Origin of the sequence: Streptomyces puniciscabiei (assembly GCF_006715785.1) — a bacterium.
GTDB lineage: Bacteria > Actinomycetota > Actinomycetes > Streptomycetales > Streptomycetaceae > Streptomyces > Streptomyces puniciscabiei.
Window position 1 is genome coordinate 4,730,518 of sequence record NZ_VFNX01000001.1, and the last position, 22,175, is coordinate 4,752,692.

Genomic DNA, 22,175 nt, shown 5'->3' on the forward strand with positions numbered 1-22,175 from the left:
TATTCATAAGGGGAGATGGTCAGGATGGGTGGCGATCCGAGTCCCGAGGCTGTGGCGCGGCGGCTGCGGGAGGGGATGGCGCGCGGGGTGCTGTCCTTCCCGCTCACCGCCTTCCATGACGACGGCTCCCTCGATCCCGACGGCTTCCGCGCCCATGTCGCCGGCCGGCTCGCCACCGGACCCGGCGCCGTCTTCCCGGCCTGCGGCACCGGGGAGTTCTTCTCGCTGGACGAGGAGGAGTACCGGACCGTCGTACGGCTCACCGTCGAGGAGGCGGCAGGGTGCGTGCCGGTCGTGGCCGGGACCGGGTACGGCTGGGCGCAGGCCGCCCGGTTCGCGCGGATCGCCGAGGAGGCCGGCGCCGACGCCCTGCTGGTGCTGCCGCACTACCTCGTCGACGCCCCGCAGGACGGCCTGGCGGCCCAGCTGGAGCGGCTCGCCGGGCGAACCCGGCTGCCGCTGATCGCCTACCAGCGCGGTCAAGTCGCCTACACCGCCGAGACGTTGCAGCGCATCGCGCACATTCCGAACGTCGTCGGCCTCAAGGACGGCCACAGCGACCTCGACCGGCTCCAGCGCCTCACCCTCGCCGCCCCCGACGGTTTCCTGTTCTTCAACGGCGCCGCCACCGCCGAGATCCAGGCCCGCGCCTACGCCACCGTCGGCGTCCCCGCCTACTCCTCCGCCGTGCACGCCTTCGCCCCCGAGATCGCCGGCGCCTTCTTCACCGCCCTGCGGGACGCCGACCACGGGATGGCCGACAAGCTGCTGCGGGACTTCTACGTCCCGTTCGTGGAACTCCGCGACCGCGCGCCCGGATACGCCGTGTCCCTGGTGAAGGCGGCGGCCCGGCTGCGCGGACAGCGCGTCGGACCCGTGCGCGCCCCGCTCACCGACCCCGCGCCCGCCGACCTCACCGACCTCAAGGCCCTGCTCACCGCCGGACTCGACCTCGTAGGAGCCGTCCTGTGACCCGTGACCTGACCATCGCCGAGGTACGGCTGACGCCGATCCTGGTCGCCGACCCGCCGCTGCTCAACACCCAGGGCGTGCACCAGCCGTACACCCCGCGGCTGATCGTGGAGATCGTCACCGCCGACGGGATCACCGGGCTCGGCGAGACCTACGGCGACACCAAGTACCTGGAGCTGGCCCGCCCCCTGGCCGAACGGCTCACCGGACGCTCGGTCATGGATGTGAACGGGCTCTTCGCGATCGACGTCGGTGTCGACGAGTCCCGGGTCCAGGGCGAGGTGGACGCCGGCGGGCTGCGCGGCGTGCAGAGCGCCGACAAGCTCCGGCTGTCGGTGCTGTCCGCCTTCGAGGTCGCCTGCCTGGACGCCCAGGGCAGGGCGCTCGGGCTGCCCGTGCACGCGCTGCTCGGCGGCAAGGTGCGGGACGCCGTGGAGTACAGCGCCTACCTGTTCTACAAGTGGGCCGGCCACCCGGAGGGCGTGGCCTGCGAGCCGGACGACTGGGGGGCCGCGCTCGACCCGGCCGGAGTCGTGGAGCAGGCGCGGAAGTTCACGGAGCGGCACGGCTTCACCTCCTTCAAGCTCAAGGGCGGTGTCTTCCCGCCCGACGAGGAGATCGCCGCCGTACGGGCCCTCGCCGAGGCCTTCCCCGGGCATCCGCTGCGCCTCGACCCCAACGGCGCCTGGTCGGTCGGGACCTCGCTGAAGGTGGCGAAGGAACTCGGGGACGTCCTGGAGTACCTGGAGGACCCGACGCTGGGTACGGCGGCGATGGCGGAGGTGTCCGCGGGCACCGGCGTCCCGCTCGCCACCAACATGTGCGTGACCACCTTCGGCGAGATCAAGGAGGCGTTCACGCGCGACGCCGTGCAGGTGGTGCTGTCCGACCACCACTACTGGGGCGGGCTGCGCAACACCCAGCGGCTCGCCGCGATCTGCGCCGCCTTCGGGGTCGGGGTGTCCATGCACTCCAACACCCATCTGGGGATCAGCCTCGCGGCGATGACCCAGGTCGCGGCCACCGTCCCCGGACTGCACCACGCCTGCGACTCCCACTACCCCTGGCAGTCCGAGGACGTCCTCACCGAGCGGCTGGAATTCCGTGCCGGGCGGGTCGAGGTCTCCGACGCCCCCGGCCTCGGCGTCGAGCTCGACCGGGACGAACTGGCCCGGCTGCACCGGCGGTGGGCCGAGGACGACGGCGCACTGCGCGACCGCGACGACGCGGCCGCCATGCGGGTGGCCGAACCGGGCTGGCGGCAACCCGTGATGCCCCGCTGGTAAGCCCCTGCACGACGGGCCGATTGGTGCACACTGGCCAGATCCGCACCACGCCAGGGAGCGCACCGTGACCGCGTCGCACACGATCACCGGAGAGGAACCGGAACACCTCACCCAGGCCGCGCGCTGTCAGGCCCAGGTCGACCCGCTCGCCGCGCTGCGCCGGCCCGGCGACCCGCCCTGGGACGTCTATCTGACGGGCACGGTCTTCCTCGACATCATCTTCACCGGCCTGGACTCGGCGCCCGTGCGCGGCACCGAGTCCTGGGCCCGGGGCATGGGGTCCAGTCCCGGTGGGGTCGCCAACATGGCCACGGCCCTGGCCCGGCTCGGTCTGCGGACCTCCCTGGCGGCGGCCTTCGGGGACGACCATTACGGCGAGTACTGCTGGGACGTGCTCGCGCAGGGCGAGGGCATCGACCTGTCGGCGTCCCGGACCGTGGCCGGCTGGCACTCGCCGGTGACGGTGTCGATGGCGTACGAGGGCGAGCGGACGATGGTGTCCCACGGGCACGAGCCGCCGCCCGAGGCCGTGTTCGGTGCGGAGGGGGCCCCGCCGCACCCGCCTCGCGCGCGTGCGGCCGTGGCCTCCCTGACACCCGGTACGCGGGCGCCGTGGATCGCCGAGGCCGCGCGGGAGGGGACCCGGATCTTCGCCGACGTCGGCTGGGACGACACCGGGGCGTGGGACCTCGCCGGGCTCGCCGATCTGGAGCACTGCGAGGCGTTTCTGCCGAACGCGGAGGAGGCGAAGCGGTACACCGGGGCCGACTGTCCGCGGGCCGCCGCGCATGCCCTGACCGCGCATGTGCCGGTGGTGGTGGTGACGCTGGGGTCAAAGGGGGCGTACGCCGTGGACCGGCGGACGGGGGAGGCGGCGGAGGTGCCGGCGATCGCCGTGGAGGCGCTGGATCCGACGGGGGCGGGGGACGTCTTCGTCGCCGGGTTCGTGACGGGGTCCCTGGCGGGGTGGCCGCTGGCGGACCGGCTGGCCTTCGCCGGGCTTACGGCGGCGCTGTCGGTGCAGGAGTTCGGGGGGTCGCTGTCGGCGCCGGGGTGGTCGGAGATCGGGGCGTGGTGGCGGCGGGTTCAGGGCCTTCCCGGGCAGGATCGGGCGGCCCTGCGCAGGTATGCGTTTCTCGACGGACTGGTGCCGGAGGAGCTGGACCGGGTCTGGCCCCTGCGCCGTGCCGTGCCGACCATCGGGTTCCGCCGGTCCAGCTGAGCGTCCAGGGGGATCCGCCCCCTGGACCCCCGTCTCCCACCCGCCCACCCATGACCGTCGGCCGAGAGGTGGCCCTCCGGGGTGTTCTGGCTCGCGCCGTTGATGGGTGGGCCCCGGCTGGGCGGGGGTGGGGGCGGGCCTCCTCCGGGGGGCGGTTCGGGCGGGTGAACAGTGGCCCCGGCGGGTGGGCAGGCTGGGGGCGTCTCGGCCGACCGGGAGGTGGCCGCACGAGGGTTGCGGTTCGAGCGCGTGAGTAGTCGCCCCCGGCGGGTGGCGGGGACAGTGACGGCTTGGCCGGCTGCAGACGCCCGCGGGGCGGGTGTGGGCCGTGGGGTTGGCTGGGCGGTGGTCCTGGGCCGGGTGTGGGCCGTGGGGTTGGCTGGGCGGTGGTCCTGGGCCGGGTGTGGGCCGCCGGGGCTGGCTTGGTAGTCGCCCCGGGCCGGGTGGGGACGGCGGGGTTGGCTGGGTGGTGGTTCCCGGTCGGGTGCGGGCCGTGGGGTTGGCTGGTTACTGGTCCCGGGCCGGGTGGTGGTTCTGGGCCCGGTGGTGGTCCTGGGCCTGGAGGTGGTCCCGGGCCCGATGGTGGTCCTGGGGCAGGTGGTGGTCGTGGTCCTGGGCCGGGTGGTGGTCCCGGGCCCGGTGGTGGTCCTGGGGCCGGTAGTGGCCCCGGGCCGGGTGGTGGTCCTGGGCTGGGCGCGGGCCGCAGGGTGGCTGGGTGGTGGTCCTGGCCAGGGGGCTGCGGGGGTCGGGCGGGAGGTGGGGGCTGAAAAGGCCTACGGGCTTGTCTGTGCACCGTCGTACCCTGGAAGCGCGAGGCCGCCCTCAGCTATGCGGCCGTGACGAGGAGGAAGCGCAGGCCTTCAGCGCCGGCCCATGACACAGACACCCACAGCTCACACCACCCCCGCGCAGGAGCAGGCGAGAGCGCAGTTCACCGTCCCCGCCCAGCACCCCATGGTGACCGTGCTGGGTTCCGGCGACTCCCTCCTGCGCGTGATCGAGAGGGCCTTCCCGGCGGCCGACATACACGTCCGGGGCAATGAGATCAGCGCGGTCGGCGACCCCGTCGACGTCGCCCTGATCTCTCGCGTGTTCGACGAGATGATGCTGGTGCTCCGCACCGGGCAGCCGATGACGGAGGACGCAGTGGAACGCTCGATCGCCATGCTCAAGGCGAGCGAGAACGGGACGAGCGACGGGCCCGAGACCCCGGCGCAGGTACTGACGCAGAACATCCTGTCCTCGCGGGGCCGGACTATCCGCCCGAAGACCCTCAACCAGAAGCGGTACGTCGACGCGATCGACAAGCACACCATCGTGTTCGGCATCGGCCCCGCCGGTACCGGAAAGACGTACCTGGCCATGGCCAAGGCCGTTCAGGCCTTGCAGTCCAAGCAGGTCAACCGGATCATCCTGACCCGGCCGGCCGTGGAGGCGGGGGAGCGGCTCGGCTTCCTGCCGGGCACGCTCTACGAGAAGATCGACCCCTACCTGCGCCCGCTGTACGACGCGCTGCACGACATGCTCGACCCGGACTCCATCCCGAGGCTGATGGCGGCCGGGACGATCGAGGTCGCGCCGCTCGCGTACATGCGTGGCCGGACCCTCAACGACGCCTTCATCATCCTGGACGAGGCTCAGAACACGAGCCCCGAGCAGATGAAGATGTTCCTCACCCGTCTCGGCTTCGACTCGAAGATCGTGATCACCGGTGACGTGACGCAGGTCGACCTGCCGAACGGCACCAAGAGCGGTCTGCGGCAGGTGCAGGAGATCCTCGAAGGGGTCGAGGACGTCCACTTCTCCCGGCTGTCGTCCCACGATGTCGTACGGCACAAGCTGGTGAGCCGTATCGTCGACGCGTACGAGGAGTACGACAACAGGTACGGCACCGAGAACGGCACCCACAAGGGCGGCCGGGGCCGACACAAGGGGAAGTAGACCAGCACGACCATGTCGATCGACGTCAACAACGAGTCCGGAACCGAGGTCGACGAGCAGGCGATCCTCGACATCGCCCGCTACGCGCTCGCGCGGATGCGCATCCACCCGCTCTCCGAGCTCTCGGTGATCGTCGTGGACGCCGACGCCATGGAGCAGCTGCACATCCAGTGGATGGACCTGCCGGGTCCGACCGATGTCATGTCGTTCCCGATGGACGAGCTCCGGCCGCCGTCCAAGGACGACGACGAGCCGCCGCAGGGGCTGCTCGGCGACATCGTGCTGTGCCCGGAGGTCGCCGCCAAGCAGGGCGCGGAGGCCCCGACGCAGCACTCCATGGACGAGGAGCTCCAGCTGCTCACCGTCCACGGGGTGCTGCACCTGCTCGGCTACGACCACGAGGAGCCCGACGAGAAGGCCGAGATGTTCGGGCTCCAGGCCGCCATCGTGGACGGCTGGCGGGCCGAGCGCGGGCTGACCGGGCCGTCCCCGGCGCCGACCGTCTCATAAGCGGCCCGCATGTCTCCGCAGATCGTGGTCGGCGCGATCGCGCTGGTCGTCGTCGCCTGGCTCGCCGCCTGCGCGGAGGCGGGCCTCGCCCGGATCTCCAGCTTCCGCGCCGAGGAGGCCGTCAAGTCGGGCCGCCGCGGCAGCGCCAGGCTGGCTCAGGTCGCCGCCGACCCCACCCGCTATCTGAACGTGGCCCTGCTGGTCCGCGTCGCCTGCGAGATGGCGGCCGCGGCCCTGGTGACCTACGCCTGCCTGGAGGAGTTCACCGCCACCTGGCAGGCCCTGCTGGTCGCCATCGGGGTCATGGTGCTCGTGTCGTACGTCGCCGTCGGCGTGTCGCCCCGCACCATCGGCCGCCAGCACCCGCTGAACACCGCGACCGCGGCGGCGTACGTGCTGCTGCCGCTGGCCCGGATCATGGGCCCGATCCCGTCGCTGCTCATCCTCATCGGCAACGCGCTGACGCCCGGCAAGGGCTTCCGGCGCGGCCCGTTCGCCTCCGAGGCCGAGCTGCGCGCGCTGGTCGACCTCGCCGAGAAGGAGTCGCTGATCGAGGACGAGGAGCGCCGCATGGTGCACTCGGTCTTCGAGCTGGGCGACACACTCGTGCGCGAGGTCATGGTGCCGCGCACCGACCTGGTCACCATCGAGCGCTTCAAGACCATCCGGCAGGCCCTCACCCTCGCCCTGCGCTCCGGTTTCTCCCGGATCCCGGTCACCGGCGAGAGCGAGGACGACATCGTCGGGATCGTGTACCTGAAGGACCTGGTCCGCAAGACGCACATCAGCCGGGAGGCGGAGAGCGACCTGGTCTCCACCGCCATGCGGCCCGCCGCCTTCGTGCCGGACACCAAGAACGCCGGTGACCTGCTGCGCGAGATGCAGAAGGAACGCAACCACGTCGCCGTCGTCATCGACGAGTACGGCGGCACCGCCGGCATCGTCACCATCGAGGACATCCTCGAGGAGATCGTCGGCGAGATCACCGACGAGTACGACCGGGAACTCCCGCCCGTCGTCGAACTCGGCGACGACAGCTACCGGGTCACCGCCCGCCTGGACATCACCGACCTCGGCGAGCTGTACGGCCTGGAGGAGTACGACGACGAGGACGTGGAGACCGTCGGCGGACTGCTCGCCAAGGCCCTCGGCCGGGTGCCCATCGCGGGCGCGTCCGCCGAGGTGGAGCTGCCCGACGAGCGCCGGCTGAAGCTGACCGCGGAGGCCGCGGCGGGCCGCCGGAACAAGATCGTGACGGTCCTGGTGGAGCCCGTCCCCGTGCCGGCCGCCGAGGAGGCGAACCCCGAGTGACGCCCGAGGAACTGCGCGCCTTCTGCCTGTCCTTCAACGCCGCCGAGGAGGACTTCCCGTTCAACCCGGAGACCTCGGTGTTCAAGGTGCTGGGCAAGATGTTCGCCCTGACGAACCTGGGCGCGCGGCCCCTCACGGTGAACCTCAAGTGCGACCCGGAGGACGCGGTCCGGCTGCGCGGGGAGCACGAGGGGCTGATCATCCCCGGGTACCACATGAACAAGCGGCACTGGAACACCGTGACGGTCGACGGCGGGCTGCCGGTGCGGCTGGTGAAAGAGCTGATCGAGGACTCGTACGACCTCGTGGTCGCGGGGCTTCCCCGGGCGGAGCGGCTGCGGCTGGACCGGCCGTAAACCCGTTGCCCGGGGCGGTCGGCGCGAGGTCGTATGTCCCGTATGACGATCAGATATCCGCGCCCCCTGCGCCCCGGTGACCGTGTCGGTGTGACCTCTCCCTCCGCCGGAGTGGCCACGGAACTCCGGGGGCGCCTCGACGTCGCGGTCAAGGAGATCGAGGCGCGCGGCTACGAGGTGGTCGTCGGCCGGTGCATGGACGGCTCGACCCACCTCAGCGCCCCGGCCGCCGAGCGCGCCGCCGAGCTGACCGGGATGCTGACCGACCCGGCGATCCGGGCGGTGGTGCCTCCGTGGGGCGGGGAGACCGCGATCGACCTGCTGCCGCTGCTCGACTTCGAGGCGATCGGGCGGGCCGAGCCGACCTGGGTCGTCGGCTACTCGGACATGTCGACGGTCATCACCCCGCTGACCCTGCTGACGAAAGTCGCCACCGTCCACGGCAACAACCTCATGGACACGCCCTACCGCACGCCGGAGGGGCTGTTGTCCTGGCTGGACGTCGTGGCCGCGCCGCAGGGGGAGCCGTTCGCTCAGACACCGCCCGGCCGGTACCGGTCCGGCGGCTGGGACGACTGGACCCGGAACCCGGAGATCCGCGACCTCACGCTGGACGCCGAGGGCACCTGGACCCGGCTCGACGGGGACGGTGACGTGGACGTCGAGGGCCGGCTGATCGGCGGGTGCGTCGAGACCCTCGTCAACCTCGCGGGGACGCCGTACCTGGACACGTCCGCCTTCGCCGCCGGTGAGCCGCTGCTCGTCTACGTCGAGGCCTGCGAGGACAACGCGTTCACCATCTGCCGCAACCTGCACGGCATGCGTCTCGCCGGCTTCTTCGACCGGGCCGCCGCCGTCCTCGTCGGCCGTACCCGCGCCCCCGACAGCCCCACTCTCACCCAGTACGAGGCCGTCCTCGACGCGCTGGGCCCGCTCGGGGTGCCGATCGTCGCCGATGTCGAGTGCGGGCATGTCGCGCCCTACCTTCCCCTGGTCAACGGCGCGCGCGGCCGTGTGGTGCACACGGCCGCGCGGAGCGAGATCGTTCAGGCCCTGGACTGACCCCGGCTCCGGCCCTGGCGCAGTCCCAGCCCGACCAGGACGGCGGCGGCGAGGACGATGGCCGCATCCAGGGCGAGGACCGTGTGGACACCGGCCAGCAGGTCGTCGGACGTGGTGGCCAGGACGCCCAGCAGCGGGATGCCGACCGTGATGCCGACCTGCTGGGTGGAGGTCACCAGACCGGTGGCCAGGCCCTGCTCCTCGTCCGGGACCCCGGAGGTGACGGTCAGGCCGTACGAGATGATCGCGCCCAGGTGGCACATGCTGGCCAGGGACACGGCCGCCGTGGCGAGCCAGACCGACCAGACGTGGGAGTTCAGCAGGAGCAGCGCCGCGATCAGCGCGCCCTGGCCGGTCAGCGAGCCGACCAGGGTGCGGCGGGCGCCGAAGCGGCCGATCACCTTCGGGGCGAGCGTGCCGGCGACGGCCGACAGCACGCCCTGGACGCCGAAGACCAGGCCGGTCTCGAAGGCCGACAGGCGCAGGATCTCCTGGAGGTACAGGGTCAGGACGAAGATCACCGTCGACATCATCGAGAAGGTGACCAGACCGCCCACGTTGCCCCAGGCCACCGTGCGGCGGCGCAGCATCGGCAGGGAGACGAGCGGGGCGGCCGTACGGGACTCCACGACCGTGAACACGGCCAGCAGGAGCAGCCCGGCGACCAGGGTGGTGACGACGTCCACGCGGCCGAAGCCGTGGTCGGCGGCGGTGGACAGGGCGTAGATCAGGGACAGCAGACCTGCGGTGACGGTGACCGCGCCGGGCACGTCCAGGCGCGGCCGTTCCGGGGTGCGCGACTCCGGCAGCAGGCGCGGCGCCAGCGGCAGCACGATCAGCGCGAACACCGACAGCAGGGCCATCGTGGAGCGCCAGCCGAGCGCGTCCGTGAGCACACCGCCCGCGACCATGCCGACGGTGAAGCCCAGCGACAGCAGCGTGCCGGAGATACCGAGGGCGCGGTCGCGGGCCGGGCCCTCCGGGAAGGTGGTGGTCAGCAGGGACATCCCGGTCGGGACGATCGCCGCCGCGCCGAGGCCCTGCAGGGCGCGTCCGGCGAGGAAGGACGCCGGGTCCCAGGCCAGGGTCGCCAGCAGTGAGGCCGCGCCGAACAGGGCCAGGCCGGTCAGGAACAGCTTGCGGCGGCCGTACAGGTCGCCGATACGGCCGAAGAGGAGCAGGAAGCCGCCGGACGGCAGCGCGAACGCGGTGACCGCCCACTGCAGGGCCGAGCGGCTCATGCCGAGGTCGGTGCCGAGTTCCGGCAGGGCCACGTTCAGGACGGAGAAGTCCAGCGCGACCATGAACTGGGCCGCGCACAGGACGAACAGGACGAGCCTGTCACGCGTCGACAACCGGGGCGGCCGGGGAGTGTCGAGCGGAGTGCCCGCGGAGGTGGTGGACTGGGTGGTGGTGTCGATCGCCATGGCAAAGAGCTTCGGGCGAACGGAACAACGGTGGGGAGTCGGAACTTATGGTGGTGGTGGCACCACCAGACAGGTGGCACCACCGGATGCGACGGGCATCGGACACGACGGGGGAGGAGCGGTACGTGCCTGCTGCGGGGGCGACGAGGAGTCATCGGCGCGACGAACTGCGGGAGTTCCTGATGAGCCGGCGGGCCCGGGTCAGTCCCGAGGAGGCCGGGCTGCCGGCCGGGGGCGGCCGGCGCCGTACGCCCGGGCTGCGCCGGGAGGAGGTCGCGGTGCTCGCCGGTGTGGGCGCCTCCTGGTACCAGTGGCTGGAGCAGGGGCGGGAGATCTCCGTCTCCCCGCAGGTGCTCGACGCGGTCGCCCGGGTGCTGCGGCTGAGCGACGCCGAGCGCCGGCATCTGTACCTCCTGGCCGGGATGAACCCGCCGGCGCCCGAGGTCGCGCCCGAGCAGAAGCGGGCGAACTGCGACGGGCTGCGGCGGCTGATCGAGACCTGGATGCCGTATCCGGCGCACATCATGGACCGGTACTACAACTGCGTGATGTACAACGACGCGGCCGCGATCGTGCTCGGCATGCGGCCGGACATCACCCAGAACTGTCTCATCGACTTCTTCGTCGACCCGCTGTACCGGTCGCGCAGCCACAGCTGGGAGCGGAACGCGCGTACCGTCGTGGCGCAGTTCCGGGCGGCGTGTGCGGCGCGTCCGGACGACGAGGGGTTCCAGTCGGTGCTCGCCGAGGTGAGCGAGGCCAGCGCCGAGTTCCGGGCGATGTGGGATCGGCGGGACATCGAGGACCAGGGGCAGATCCGCAAGGAGCTGGAGCATCCGCTGGTCGGACTGCTGGTCGTGGAGTCGACGGTGATGAAGGTGCCGGCCCGGCCCGATCTGATGATCGTGCTGCACACTCCGCTGGACGAGGCGAACACCGCGGCGAAGCTGGAGTGGCTGGCGTCTCCGGAGGGGCGGCGGGGCGCGATGTACCCCGTGGCGGGGTGACGGGGCCCGGGCTTCGTATGCTCTGGGCATGACCGAGAGCAACGCGCTTGACCCCGAGGACCGCAAGATCGTGACCCTGGCCCGTTCCGTGCGGGTCCGCAACGGTGTGCCGGAGGGGGCGGCCGTACGGGACGACACCGGGCGTACGTATGCCGCCGGGTCGGTCTCGCTGCCCTCGCTGAAGCTGAGCGCGCTGCGCACTGCCGTGGCCATGGCGGTGGCGTCGGGGGCTACGTCGTTGGAGGCGGCGGCGGTGGTGAGCGACGCGGAAGTCCTGCCGGACGAGGACCGGGCTGCTGTCGCTGACCTCGGCGGTGTGGAGACGCCGGTGTTGCTGGCCGGCCCTGACGGCGTTGTTCGGGTGACCGTTTCCGCCGGCTGACCCACTACGGGGCTCCGCCCCCTGGACCCCCCGTCTCGGTCGGCTGAGAGGGCGCCGAACAGGAGGTCGGCTGGAATTCAACCTTGTTGGGTTCCTCCCCCTGCGCATCAATGAAGCCGTACATCCGACGGGTCGTCAGATCCGCACCCGCCCGTCGGCGTCCCCCCACACGGCACTCCCCACAGGGAAGGGAAGCGGATCCCCATGAGAGGCAAGCGCACGGCAATGGGTGCGGCACTGGCCGCCGGGGCCCTCGCGGTCACCGGGCCGGCCTTCGCACCCTCCGCGGCCGCCGTCACCCCACAGTCGGCGACCATCAACGCGAACTGCGGCATCTACGGCGGCGGTGCGGCCACGCTCACCGCCACCCAGAGCGGCACCTCGGCCACCGTCACGATCACGTCCTCCGCGATCACCGTGCCCGTCGCGGTGTCCCAGGACTCGGTCTCGTCCACCCTCACGCTCGTGAAGGGCAGCGGCGGCACCAGCGTCTTCAGCGGTCGGAAGAACCCGGCCATGGCGGCCGGTTCCACCGTCACCGTCGGCCCCCTCGGCGGCACCGTGGCCTCCGGTGACAGCCTGGAGGCGTACGGCGGCTCCCTGAAGATGACGGTCTTCGGGATCACCATCACCTGTACGGCGACCGCCAAGCAGTCGCCCGGCCCGTTCGTCTTCGACTGATCCCCCGAGTCGACCGACCTGAGCGATCTGTTCCGGATGCCGCAGAAACCGACAAGATCTGATGATCCGTCAGATTTCTGCGGCATCTCCATTGACTTCTCACTCCCGCTCCACATCAATGCCCCCTGTCGGCGCAGACGAGCCGCTGCGCCCGCAACCCTGAAGGAGGGGGCCCCATGGGTTCGACACCCCCAAGACCACGAAGATCCCGACGGTGGCGCTGGGCGTCCCTGTTCGGGGCGACCGCGCTCGCGGTCACCGCGGGCGGCGCGCTGGCCTGTCCGGCCGGTGCCGCCGGCACGAACGTGGACTTCGCCACGCACTGCATCCCGCCCGCCGTCGCGGGCATCCCGCCGATCGACGGCACCACTACCGCCAACGTGTCGGTGGACAACACCAGTCCCAAGGTCGGGGACACCGTCACCGTGACCTACACCGTGGTCACCGCCGCCGCGAGCAACCCCACCGACCTCGCCCTGCCCGCCGACATCATGACCCCGACCGGGAAGGTGACCCTCGGCGGCGCCCAGACCGGGAACGTGACCGTCGCCGGGCCGAAGAAGAACCCGCCGGTGCCGGGGAAGGCGGCCTTCCCGTCCTTCTCCATGACCGGCACGTTCACCGTCACCAAGGCCGGTAAGATCACCCTCTCGCCCGGCGACTACAACATCCACACCAGCTACATCCTGGAGCTGGACACCCCGTGCACGGTCACCAACCCGCCCGCCCCGGCGTCGGAGACGGTCACGGCGACCGACGGCACCCCCGCCAACACCCGGGCCATCGCGCTCGGTTCGGCCTCCGGTGACCCCGGTGCCGGTGTCACGGTCAACGGTACGAACTTCACACCGGGCGCCACGGTCACCCTGGCCGGGCGGTCCGGGGACCGGCAGACGGCCGACACGGCGACCGTCACCGCGAACGCCCAGGGCTCCTTCAGCGGTTCGCTGGTCGTCAACGACAGGACGACGACCGGCATCGTGGCCTACGAGGGCGCTGCCTGGAGCGCGGACAAGGGGGCCGGCCCCGCGGCCTACGTCGTCAACGACAACACCCCCGTCCCGCCCGGCAGTCAGAAGCTGACCACCACCGTCAAGGCGGGCACCCTCTCCATGTCCCAGGCCGGGGACTCGGTCGCGCTGTCGGCGGTCGACTTCGGCAAGGGCGGGGCCTCGACCGGCAAGCTGCAGACCGTGACCGTCCAGGACTTCCGCGGCGGGCCCGCGGGCTGGTCCCTGACCGGCAAGGTCACCGACTTCACCGGTCCCGGCGGCAAGATCGACGCCGGCAAGCTGAGCTGGACGCCCGCGTGCGCGGCCAAGGCGGGCAGTCCCAGCGCCTGCAAGGCCGGCTCGACGGGCAGTGTGGGCGCCTCGGGCGCGACCCTGGCATCGACCTCGGACGGCACGCTCACCGGCGGTGAGTTCACCGTCGACGCCGGGCTCTCCCTGGACGTACCGGCGTTCACGCCTCCGGGCGCGTACTCCGGCGTGCTCACGCTGACGCTCACCTGAGCGTGCGGGCGTCCGCACCCGCCCGTTCCCCTCCCGCCCCAGTCTCCCGTCCGTGGGGGTCCGCACCCATGCGCAAGCTGTACGTCCTCCTCCTGGGCCTGATGCTGGCATGGCAGGCCACGCCAGCCCGCGCCGCCGACAACGGCAGCTGGTCCGTCTACCCGGTCGCCTCGAAGATCGCCGCGCGGCCCTACTTCTACCTCTCCGCCGACCCCGGCCAGACCCTCACCGACAAGGTCGCCGTCCAGAACAGGACCGGCGGGCCACTCACCTTCCGCCTCTACGCGGCCGACGCCTACAACACCGCCCGGGACGGCGGTTTCGCCGTACGCACCCTGAAGGAACGCATGCTCGGGGTGGGCGCCTGGGCGCGGGTCGCGACGTCCCGGATCACCGTGCCGGGGCACGGAACCGTCACCGTTCCGTTCACCCTGCACGTGCCGGAGGGGGCCGAACCAGGTGACCATCCCGGTGCCGTCGTCGCCCTGGACGAGCGGGTCGACCCCGGCAGCGGCTCCCTGGCCCTCGGTGTGCAGCGGGCCGTCGGCGCCCGGGTCTACCTCCGGGTCAGCGGGCCCACACTGCCCGCGCTCTCCGTCGCGCAGCTGCACATCACCCACCACCAGCCCCTGATCCCGTGGCTCGGCACCGGCACGGCGACCGTCTCCTACACCCTGCGCAACACCGGGAACGTCACCCTCGGCCCCAGGGTGGAGCTCAAGGCGCGCGGGCTGTTCGGCCGTACGCTGCTCGACCGCGAGCTGAGCCGGGTGCCGTCCGAGCTGCTGCCGGGGCAGTCGGTACGGCTCACCGAGACCTGGCGCGGGGCGCCGCAGCTCGACCGGGCGGACTTGACGCTGACCGCGAGCGCGCCGGGCACCCGGCAGTCGGCGAGCGCGTCCTTCCTCGCGCTGCCGTGGCCGGCCGTGGCGCTGGTGTTCGTCGCGGGTGCGGTGACCGGTGTGCTGCTGGTCAGAGCGCGTCGGGGCCGCGTTCGCCGGTCCGCACGCGTACGACCGTCTCCACGGGCACGGCCCACACCTTCCCGTCCCCGATCTTCCCCGTCTGCGCGGCCCTGACGATCGCGTCGATCACGGCCTCGGCGTCCGCGTCCTCGACCACGACCTCGATGCGCACCTTCGGCACCAGGTCGACGCGGTACTCGGCGCCCCGGTACACCTCGGTGTGGCCGCGCTGCCGGCCGTAGCCGCTCGCCTCGGTCACGGTCAGACCGTGCACTCCCAGCTCCTGCAGGGCGGTCTTGACCTCGTCCAGACGGTACGGCTTGACGATCGCGGTGATGAGCTTCATGCCTGGGTGTCGACCTTCTGCGTGCTGGTGCCGGTGAGGAGCGAGTGGGATACCGGGGCGCCGTGGCCCAGGACCCCGTGATCGTAAGCCGTCTCGGCGTGCACCGTAAGGTCCAGGCCGGTGTGCTCCTGCTCCTCGCTCGCGCGCAGGCCCATCGCCCTGTCGAGCAGCTTGCCGAGGCCGTACGTCACCGCGAAGGCGTACCCGGCCACGACGACCACGGCGAGCGCCTGCCTGCCGAGCGGGGCGAGCCCGCCGCCGTAGAAGAGGCCCTCGGCGTGGCCGGTCATCGCCTTCTCGGCGAACAGGCCGATCAGCAGGGTGCCGATGACGCCGCCGACCAGGTGGACGCCGACGACGTCCAGGGAGTCGTCGTAGTTCAGCCTGAACTTCCAGCTGACGGCGTAGGAGCAGACGACACCGGCGGCGAGGCCGACGATCAGCGCGCCGAGCAGGGAGACCGTGCCGCAGGAGGGCGTGATCGCGACGAGACCGGCGACCGCGCCGGAGGCGGCGCCGAGCGTGGTCGGGTGTCCGTCCCGCTTCTGCTCGACGAAGAGCCAGCCGAGCAGGCCGGTGCAGCCGGCGGCGAGGGTGTTGAGGAAGGCGGCCGCGGCGAGGCCGTTCGCGCCTAGCGCGCTGCCCGCGTTGAAGCCGAACCAGCCGAACCAGAGCAGACCGGCGCCGAGGATCACCATGGGCAGGTTGTGCGGCCGCATGGCGTCCTTCTTGAAGCCGAGCCGGGGTCCGAGGACCAGGCACAGGGCGAGACCGGAGGCGCCGGAGGCGATCTCGACGGGCAGACCGCCCGCGAAGTCGAGCGCGCCGAGCGCGTTGGCGATCCAGCCGCCCGGGCCCCACACCCAGTGGGTGATCGGAACGTATACGAGGAGCGTCCAGACGGGGACGAAGACCAGCCACGCCGAGAATTTCGTGCGGTCGGCCACCGCGCCGCTGATCAGTGCGGCCGTGATGATCGCGAAGGTCAGCTGGAAGGCGGCGAACAGGAGCGTGGGGACCGTGCCGTGGACGCTGCCGGGGCCGAGGTGCGCCATCCCGGCGTGCTGGAGTCCGCCGATGAGCCCGCCGAACGCGTCGTCACCGAAGGCGAGGGAGTAGCCGGCCGCCAGCCAGACCACCGTGACCAGGGCGATCGACACGAAACTCATCATCAGCATGTTGAGGACGCTCTTCGTGCGGACCATGCCGCCGTAGAACAGGGCCAGGCCCGGGGTCATCAGCAGGACGAGGGCGGTCGCGGCGAGCAGCCAGGCGGTGTCGCCTGTGTCGACGTGCGCGGCGGCGAGGGTCACGGGCGTCTCCAACGGATGTGCGGGCTCGTCAGAGGGTCACCGGTGCGCGTTTCCGGTTGCGTACGCGTGTGTTTCCGTGACGTTTCGTTGCGGCCGGGTTACCGAAATCTCACGGTACGGCGGGGCCTCGTGGATCAGGGACAATGAACGGCATGAGCGTGCGTACCCAGTCATCCGAGCAGTCGGCCGAGGCCGTCCACCGCGCCGGCTTCGCCTGCTTCGTGGGCCGTCCCAACGCGGGCAAGTCCACCCTCACGAACGCTCTGGTCGGGCAGAAGGTGGCGATCACCGCCGACCAGCCGCAGACGACGCGGCACACGGTGCGGGGGATCGTGCACCGGCCCGACGCCCAGCTGATCCTGGTCGACACCCCCGGCCTCCACAAGCCGCGCACGCTGCTCGGCGAGCGGCTCAACGACGTGGTCCGCACCACCTGGGCCGAGGTCGACGTGATCGGCTTCTGCCTGCCGGCGAACGAGAAGATCGGTCCCGGTGACCGCTTCATCGCCAAGGAGCTGGCCGGGATCAGGAAGACCCCGAAGGTCGCGATCGTGACCAAGACGGACCTGGTCGACTCCAAGGCCCTGGCCGAGCAGCTGATCGCCATCGACCAGCTGGGCAAGGACCTGGGCATCGAGTGGGCGGAGATCGTGCCGGTGTCGGCGGTCGGCGCCAAGCAGGTGGACCTCCTGGCCGACCTCCTCATCCCCCTGCTCCCGGAGGGCCCCGCGCTCTACCCCGAGGGTGATCTGACGGACGAGCCCGAGCAGGTCATGATCGCGGAACTCATCCGCGAGGCCGCGCTGGAGGGCGTCCGCGACGAGCTGCCGCACTCCATCGCCGTGGTCGTGGAGGAGATGCTCCCGCGCGAGGACCGCCCCGCCGACCGTCCCCTCCTCGACATCCACGCCAACGTCTACATCGAGCGCCCCAGCCAGAAGGGCATCATCATCGGCCCCAAGGGCAAGCGCCTGAAGGAGGTCGGCATCAAGTCCCGCAAGCACATCGAGGCACTGCTGGGGACGCCGGTCTTCCTCGATCTGCATGTCAAGGTCGCCAAGGACTGGCAGCGGGATCCCAAGCAGCTGAGGAAGCTCGGCTTCTAGCCGGCGGCGCTCCGGGTCTCACCGGCGGCGCGCTGGGGGGTCATGTCCTGCAGGCCCACCACCCTCAGCAACTGCAGCCGTTCGTACGACTCCGTGCCGGGGCGGGCCGTGTGGAGGACGAGGTGGTGGCGGTGGTCGCCGGTCAGGAGGATCTCGCAGTCGAGTTCCAGGAGGCCCACCACCGGGTGCCGGAAACGCTTGGTCGTGCTGCGGCGTACCGCCACCTCGTGTGCGTCCCAGAGGCGGGCGAACTCCTCGCTGGCGGCGCGGAGTTCGGCCACCAGGGCGGCCGGTTCGGGGTCGTCGGGGCGGGCGGCGGTCACCGCGCGCAGGTTCGCCACGTGCCGGCGCGCGTGCTCCGGCACGTCCTCCGGAGGGAACAGCTCACGTGCCGCCGGGTCCAGGAAGAAGCGGCGGACCAGGTTGCGTTCGCGCGGTGGACGGCCCAGCACGTCTCCTGACAGCGCCCGCGACAGCGCGTTCTGCGCCAGCACCTCGCCGCAGTCCGTCACCACCAGCGCCGGCGCGTCGTGCAGCCGGTCCAGGACCAGCAGCAGCCCGGGGCGGACATGGGCCGACACGCTGTCGCGGCGCGGGGGCTCCTCGCCCGCCAGGTGGAACAGGTGGTCCCGCTCGTCGTCGGTCAGGCGCAGCGCCCGGGCCAGTGCCGTGAGCATCTGCCGGGACGGGCGCGGGCCCCGGCACTGTTCCAGCCGGGCGTAGTAGTCGACCGACATGCCCGCCAGCGACGCCACCTCCTCCCGCCGCAGGCCGGGGGTACGGCGGCGGGCGCCGGGTGCGAGGCCGACGTCGGTCGGGTCCAGCCGGGCACGGCCACGGCGCAGGAAGTCGGCGAGTTCGGCTCGGTTCACCCCTCCAGGGTGGGGCAGGGCGGGGGGCTTATCCAGGGAGTGCCGGTCCCCTGATCCACGGGTCTCTCCCGCCCCGCGCGGCGCCGATCGACAGTGGTGGCACCAGACCGGGAGGAACGGAACATGCTGACACTGGTGACGGGCACGACGGGACAGGTCGGCCGGCGCTTCGTACCGAGGCTGCTGGCCCAGCGGCAGCCGGGCGAGCAGGTACGGGTCCTGGTGCGGGACGCGGCGCGCGGCGAGGCCTTCGCGGAGCTGGGCGCCCAGGTCGCCGTCGGGGATCTGCGGGACGAGGAGACGCTCGGCAAGGCGCTCGCCGGGGTGGACGCGGTCGTGAACATCGCGGCGTCCTTCCGCGGGGTGCCCGACGAGGAGGCGTGGGCCGTCAACCGGGACGCGGCCGTTGCCCTGGGCCGCGCCGCGCTCGCCTCGGGCGTGCGGCGCTTCGTGCAGGTCAGCACCGGGCTCGTGTACGGCGTCGGGCGGGGCCGCCCGCTGACCGAGGAGGACGAGTCGCGGCCCGGCGGCGCGATGTGGGGCGCCTATCCGGAGTCCAAGGCGGCGGCCGAGCGGGAGCTGCTCGTGCTGGACGGCATGGACGTGCGCGTGGCCCGGCTGCCCTTCGTCTACGGCGACGGTGACCCGCACCTCGCCGACTCCCTGCGCTGGGCCGCGCACTGGGCGGCCACCCAGCGGCTGCACATGGGCCACCACGCCGACGTCGCCCAGGGGCTGCTGCGCCTGCTGTACGCACCGGCGGTGCGCGGCCCGGTGCACAACATCGCCGACGACGCCCCCGTCACGGCGGTCGAGCTGCACCAGCTCAATGGGGCCGAGGTGCCCGCCGACCTGCACGCCCGGACCGACCCCGACCCGTGGCTGGGGATCATGTCCACCCAGAAGATCCGCCGCGACCTGGGCTTCCGGCCGATCTACCCGACCGTCTGGTCCGCCCGCGACGCCGGCGCCCTCTGACCCCCTTCGCGGAGCGTCAGTCGACCCCTCTGATCCGCCCCACCAGCACCGCCCCCGCCAGCCCGATCACCGCCGCCACCAGGTACAGCACCCGGTAGCCGCCCAGGTAGGTCACGACCGGCGCCGCCAGCGCGGGGGCGGCCACCTGGGGCAGGGCGTTGGCCACGTTGATGACGCCCAGGTCCTTGCCCCGGTCCAGCGCCTTCGGCAGGACGTCCGTCATCAGCGCGAAGTCGACCGAGGTGAACACGCCGAAGCCGACACCGAGGACGGCGGCCGCCACGATCGCGCCGGGCCAGGTCTGCCAGCCGGCCAGGGCCGCCGTCGCCACCGCCATCAGCACGCCCGACCAGACGACGAACGGCTTGCGCCGCCCCACCCGGTCCGACCACACCCCTCCCACCACGACGGTTGCCATCAGCGTCAGGCTGTTGACGGCCGTCAGCACCAGCACGCCCTGGCCGGGGTCGGGGCGGTGCAGGCGGTCGCGGAGGTAGTAGAGCAGGTACAGCAGGACGAGGGAGTTGCTGAGGTTGATCAGGAACCGGGTGAGCCAGGCCCAGCCCAGGTCGGGGTGGCGGCGCGGGCTCAGCCAGAAGCCCGCGAGGAAGCCGCGCCAGGACCAGGGCGGTCGGTCCTCCGGCGGCAGCCGCAGGTCGTCGTAGCGCAGGACGTACGGCAGCACGCCCGCGACCGCGCACACCGCGCACGCCGTGTACCCGGCTCCGATCCCGCCCGCCACGGTCGCAAGTCCCGTGCCGCCGACCACGCCCAGGATCTGTGCCGCCCCCAGCCAGCCGCCCACGGCGCCCCGCTGGAGCCGGGGCACCCGGTCCGGCACGGCCGCCGTGACCGCCGCGAACGCCGCGTTCAGCGTGAGCTGCACCAGGCACCAGCCCACGGCCATGGACCACACCCCGCCCGCCCGCGCGAGCAGCAGCAGGGACAGCGCGCCGCCCGCCGCACCGGCCACGATCCACGGCGTACGGCGGCCGGGCCGGGCAGTCGTACGGTCGGACAGGGCGCCGAAGAAGGGGTTGGCGAGCAGGGAGACCACCGCGCCGGCGCCGGTCACCCAGGCCAGCATCGTCTCCTTGGACATTCCGGAGCCGGGCGCGAAGTCCCCCGCCTGGGAGGCGAGCAGGATCTGCAGCGGGCCGAACCAGCCGACCCAGATCGCCCCGTTGGCCACCGACAGGGCCGCCGTCCAGCCCCGGCCGACCGGTTCGACGGGCTCGGTGAGGGCGGCGGCCGAACCGCTGACGGTGGTCATCTCTGCGCCCGGAGCACGTCCCGGAACCAGTGGTAGGAGGCCTTCGGGGTGCGCTCCAGCGTCGCGTAGTCCACGTGCACCAGGCCGAAGCGGCGGGCATAGCCCTCGGCCCACTCGAAGTTGTCCATCAGGGACCACACGAAGTAGCCGCGCACGTCCACGCCGGCCTCCAGCGCGCTGTGCAGGGCGCGGATGTGGGCGTCCAGGTAGGCGATGCGGTCCTGGTCGTCGAGGCCGTCGTAGGAGCAGCCGTTCTCGGTGATGACGATCGGCGGGAGCCTGTCGCCGTAGGTCTCGGCGAAGCCGCAGAGCAGCTCGGTGAGGCCCTCCGGGACGATCGGCCAGCCGAAGTCGGTCACCGGGCGGCCCTCGATCTCCCGGACGGAGAAGGGGAGTTCGGCGGGCAGTGCCAGACCGCCGTACTCGCTGTCGGTGCCGCCGGGTGCCCCCACCCGTGTCGGCGCGTAGTAGTTGATCCCGTACCAGTCGACCGGTTCGGCGATGACCTTCAGATCCGCCGCGACGTCCCCCGGCATCAACTCGCCCATGCCGTCGGGGTATTCACCGAGGATGACCGGCTCGGCGAACAGGCGGTTGAGCAGGACGTCGTAGAAGCCGGCCGCCTCCACGTCCGCCGGTTCGGCGGAGGCGGGCCAGGTGGGGCCGTGGGAGTTGGCGATGCCGATGTCCGTCGCCCCGGCCGCGCGCAGGGCCCGGACCGCGAGGCCGTGGGCGAGGAGCTGGTGGTGGGCGACGGGGAGCGCGTCGAAGAGGAGCCGCCTGCCCGGGGCGTGGGCGCCGAGGGCGTGGCCGAGGAGGGTGTGCTCGGCGGGCTCGTTCAGGGTGATCCACTTGCCGACCCGGTCGCCGAGCCGCTCGGCGACCACGGACACGTGGTCCGCGAACCGGGCCGCCGTGTCCCGCTGGAGCCAGTCCAGGCGGGCGGGCAGGTCCCAGTGGAAGAGGGTGGGCACGGGCCGTACGCCCGCCGCGCACAGCTCGTCCACCAGGCGGTCGTAGAAGTCCAGGCCGCCGGGGGAGCCGACGCGGGGCCAGGAGACCGAGAAGCGGTACGCGTTCACGCCGAGGCCGGCGAGGAGGCCCACGTCCTCCCGGTGGCGGTGGTAGTGGTCGCAGGCCACCGCCGCCGTCGAACCGTCCTTCACCCGCCCCGGTTCGGCGGTGAACACGTCCCACACGGACGCCTCGCGCTCGTCCGCCGCCCCCTCGATCTGGTGGGCGGAGGTCGACACACCCCACAGGAAGCCGGCCGGGAACCGAGGTATCGGATTGCCTGCGTCAGTCGCCATGCCCGGATCATCCTTACCCCCGGTAACGTAAGTCAACGCCCCGGCGGGAACCGGCGCTCACGCCCCTTCCTCGAGCACCCGGGACACCAACTCCCGCTGTTCCTCGGTGAGTCGGGGATCGGCCGCGTAGACGGTCCGGCCGTCCACGGTGATCTCGTAGTGGAAGCCGTCCGGGACGCCGGCCGGTGGGGTGCCCCGGCCGGACGCGAGGACGCGTTCGGCCAGGGCGTGCCAGGCCGGGGCGTCGGGCCGGGCCGAGGTGTCCACCTCGGCCCGGCGCTCGATCCCCGCGAAACCGCCCGTGCGCCGTACTCGAATACGCATGGGGATTGTCTAGTACG

At 72.2% G+C, this 22,175-nt stretch carries 22 protein-coding genes; 15 read left to right on the forward strand and 7 right to left on the reverse strand.

Annotation, left to right across the window (positions count from 1 at the left end; translation table 11 throughout):
• The first annotated feature begins 24 nt into the window (after positions 1-24).
• The 8 genes from FB563_RS21885 to FB563_RS21925 all read left to right on the forward strand — a co-directional run bounded on the left by FB563_RS21885 (position 25) and on the right by FB563_RS21925 (position 8,660).
• A complete protein-coding gene (locus FB563_RS21885) occupies positions 25-972 on the forward strand; it encodes a 5-dehydro-4-deoxyglucarate dehydratase (protein WP_055710381.1) in 948 nt (315 codons plus the stop codon).
• A complete protein-coding gene (locus FB563_RS21890) occupies positions 969-2,258 on the forward strand; it encodes a glucarate dehydratase family protein (protein WP_055710382.1) in 1,290 nt (429 codons plus the stop codon). Before FB563_RS21885 ends, FB563_RS21890 begins: the two co-directional genes overlap by 4 nt.
• A 64-nt stretch (positions 2,259-2,322) precedes the next feature.
• Positions 2,323-3,480, forward strand: coding sequence for a carbohydrate kinase family protein (locus tag FB563_RS21895; protein ID WP_142218848.1), 1,158 nt, complete (start codon positions 2,323-2,325; stop codon positions 3,478-3,480).
• 873 nt (positions 3,481-4,353) lie between these two features.
• A complete protein-coding gene (locus FB563_RS21905) occupies positions 4,354-5,421 on the forward strand; it encodes a PhoH family protein (RefSeq protein WP_055704386.1) in 1,068 nt (355 codons plus the stop codon).
• A gap of 12 nt (positions 5,422-5,433) precedes the next feature.
• Complete coding sequence (gene ybeY / locus FB563_RS21910) at positions 5,434-5,931, forward strand: rRNA maturation RNase YbeY (RefSeq protein ID WP_030657030.1); 498 nt, start codon at positions 5,434-5,436, stop codon at positions 5,929-5,931.
• A 9-nt stretch (positions 5,932-5,940) separates the two neighbouring features.
• On the forward strand, positions 5,941-7,242 hold the full coding sequence (locus tag FB563_RS21915) for a hemolysin family protein (RefSeq protein ID WP_055704385.1): 1,302 nt from the start codon (positions 5,941-5,943) through the stop codon (positions 7,240-7,242).
• Positions 7,239-7,598, forward strand: coding sequence for an MmcQ/YjbR family DNA-binding protein (locus tag FB563_RS21920; RefSeq protein WP_055704384.1), 360 nt, complete (start codon positions 7,239-7,241; stop codon positions 7,596-7,598). The genes FB563_RS21915 and FB563_RS21920 overlap by 4 nt, the downstream gene beginning before the upstream one ends.
• 42 nt (positions 7,599-7,640) lie before the next feature.
• The gene (locus tag FB563_RS21925; protein WP_055704383.1) at positions 7,641-8,660 is read left to right on the forward strand and encodes a S66 family peptidase; all 1,020 of its coding nucleotides are present in this window, start codon (positions 7,641-7,643) and stop codon (positions 8,658-8,660) included.
• Here FB563_RS21925 and FB563_RS21930 read toward each other — a convergent pair.
• On the reverse strand, positions 8,645-10,087 hold the full coding sequence (locus tag FB563_RS21930; RefSeq protein ID WP_055704382.1) for an MFS transporter: 1,443 nt from the start codon (positions 10,085-10,087) through the stop codon (positions 8,645-8,647). The two genes, FB563_RS21925 and FB563_RS21930, sit on opposite strands and share 16 nt — an antisense overlap.
• Positions 10,088-10,269: 182 nt before the next feature.
• Between FB563_RS21930 and FB563_RS21935 the strand changes: the two genes are divergently transcribed.
• The 5 genes from FB563_RS21935 to FB563_RS21955 all read left to right on the forward strand — a co-directional run bounded on the left by FB563_RS21935 (position 10,270) and on the right by FB563_RS21955 (position 14,750).
• Positions 10,270-11,094 carry a helix-turn-helix transcriptional regulator gene (locus FB563_RS21935; protein ID WP_234357587.1) on the forward strand — a complete coding sequence of 275 codons (825 nt, stop codon included), beginning with the start codon at positions 10,270-10,272 and terminating at the stop codon, positions 11,092-11,094.
• 28 nt (positions 11,095-11,122) lie between these two features.
• Positions 11,123-11,476: a cytidine/deoxycytidylate deaminase family protein gene (locus tag FB563_RS21940; protein WP_055704380.1), complete on the forward strand. Its 354-nt coding sequence runs from the start codon at positions 11,123-11,125 to the stop codon at positions 11,474-11,476.
• Between the two features lie 204 nt (positions 11,477-11,680).
• Positions 11,681-12,157 carry a hypothetical protein gene (locus tag FB563_RS21945; RefSeq protein ID WP_055704379.1) on the forward strand — a complete coding sequence of 159 codons (477 nt, stop codon included), beginning with the start codon at positions 11,681-11,683 and terminating at the stop codon, positions 12,155-12,157.
• Positions 12,158-12,333: 176 nt separating this feature from the next.
• Positions 12,334-13,671, forward strand: coding sequence for a WxL domain-containing protein (locus FB563_RS21950; RefSeq protein ID WP_079048550.1), 1,338 nt, complete (start codon positions 12,334-12,336; stop codon positions 13,669-13,671).
• 68 nt (positions 13,672-13,739) lie between these two features.
• Entirely contained in the window at positions 13,740-14,750 is a 1,011-nt protein-coding gene (locus FB563_RS21955; protein WP_055704378.1) for a WxL protein peptidoglycan domain-containing protein, read from the forward strand.
• Here FB563_RS21955 and FB563_RS21960 read toward each other — a convergent pair.
• Positions 14,644-14,982, reverse strand: coding sequence for a P-II family nitrogen regulator (locus tag FB563_RS21960; protein WP_055704377.1), 339 nt, complete (start codon positions 14,980-14,982; stop codon positions 14,644-14,646). The two genes, FB563_RS21955 and FB563_RS21960, sit on opposite strands and share 107 nt — an antisense overlap.
• On the reverse strand, positions 14,979-16,295 hold the full coding sequence (locus FB563_RS21965; protein ID WP_055704389.1) for an ammonium transporter: 1,317 nt from the start codon (positions 16,293-16,295) through the stop codon (positions 14,979-14,981). Before FB563_RS21965 ends, FB563_RS21960 begins: the two co-directional genes overlap by 4 nt.
• A 152-nt stretch (positions 16,296-16,447) precedes the next feature.
• Between FB563_RS21965 and era the strand changes: the two genes are divergently transcribed.
• Positions 16,448-17,401, forward strand: coding sequence for a GTPase Era (gene era, locus FB563_RS21970; RefSeq protein WP_055704376.1), 954 nt, complete (start codon positions 16,448-16,450; stop codon positions 17,399-17,401).
• On the opposite strand, the gene FB563_RS21975 is transcribed toward era, so the two are convergent.
• Positions 17,398-18,273 carry a helix-turn-helix transcriptional regulator gene (locus FB563_RS21975; protein ID WP_055704375.1) on the reverse strand — a complete coding sequence of 292 codons (876 nt, stop codon included), beginning with the start codon at positions 18,271-18,273 and terminating at the stop codon, positions 17,398-17,400. The genes era and FB563_RS21975 overlap by 4 nt on opposite strands.
• Before the next feature lie 123 nt (positions 18,274-18,396).
• Between FB563_RS21975 and FB563_RS21980 the strand changes: the two genes are divergently transcribed.
• Complete coding sequence (locus FB563_RS21980) at positions 18,397-19,251, forward strand: NAD-dependent epimerase/dehydratase family protein (RefSeq protein WP_055704374.1); 855 nt, start codon at positions 18,397-18,399, stop codon at positions 19,249-19,251.
• 16 nt (positions 19,252-19,267) lie between these two features.
• On the opposite strand, the gene FB563_RS21985 is transcribed toward FB563_RS21980, so the two are convergent.
• The 3 genes from FB563_RS21985 to FB563_RS21995 are packed head-to-tail and all read right to left on the reverse strand — an operon-like array spanning position 19,268 to position 22,158.
• Entirely contained in the window at positions 19,268-20,524 is a 1,257-nt protein-coding gene (locus FB563_RS21985) for an MFS transporter (protein WP_055704373.1), read from the reverse strand.
• Positions 20,521-21,834: a GH1 family beta-glucosidase gene (locus tag FB563_RS21990; RefSeq protein WP_079048549.1), complete on the reverse strand. Its 1,314-nt coding sequence runs from the start codon at positions 21,832-21,834 to the stop codon at positions 20,521-20,523. The genes FB563_RS21985 and FB563_RS21990 overlap by 4 nt, the downstream gene beginning before the upstream one ends.
• Before the next feature lie 57 nt (positions 21,835-21,891).
• Positions 21,892-22,158, reverse strand: coding sequence for a protealysin inhibitor emfourin (locus FB563_RS21995; RefSeq protein ID WP_055704372.1), 267 nt, complete (start codon positions 22,156-22,158; stop codon positions 21,892-21,894).
• Between the last annotated feature and the right edge of the window lie 17 nt (positions 22,159-22,175).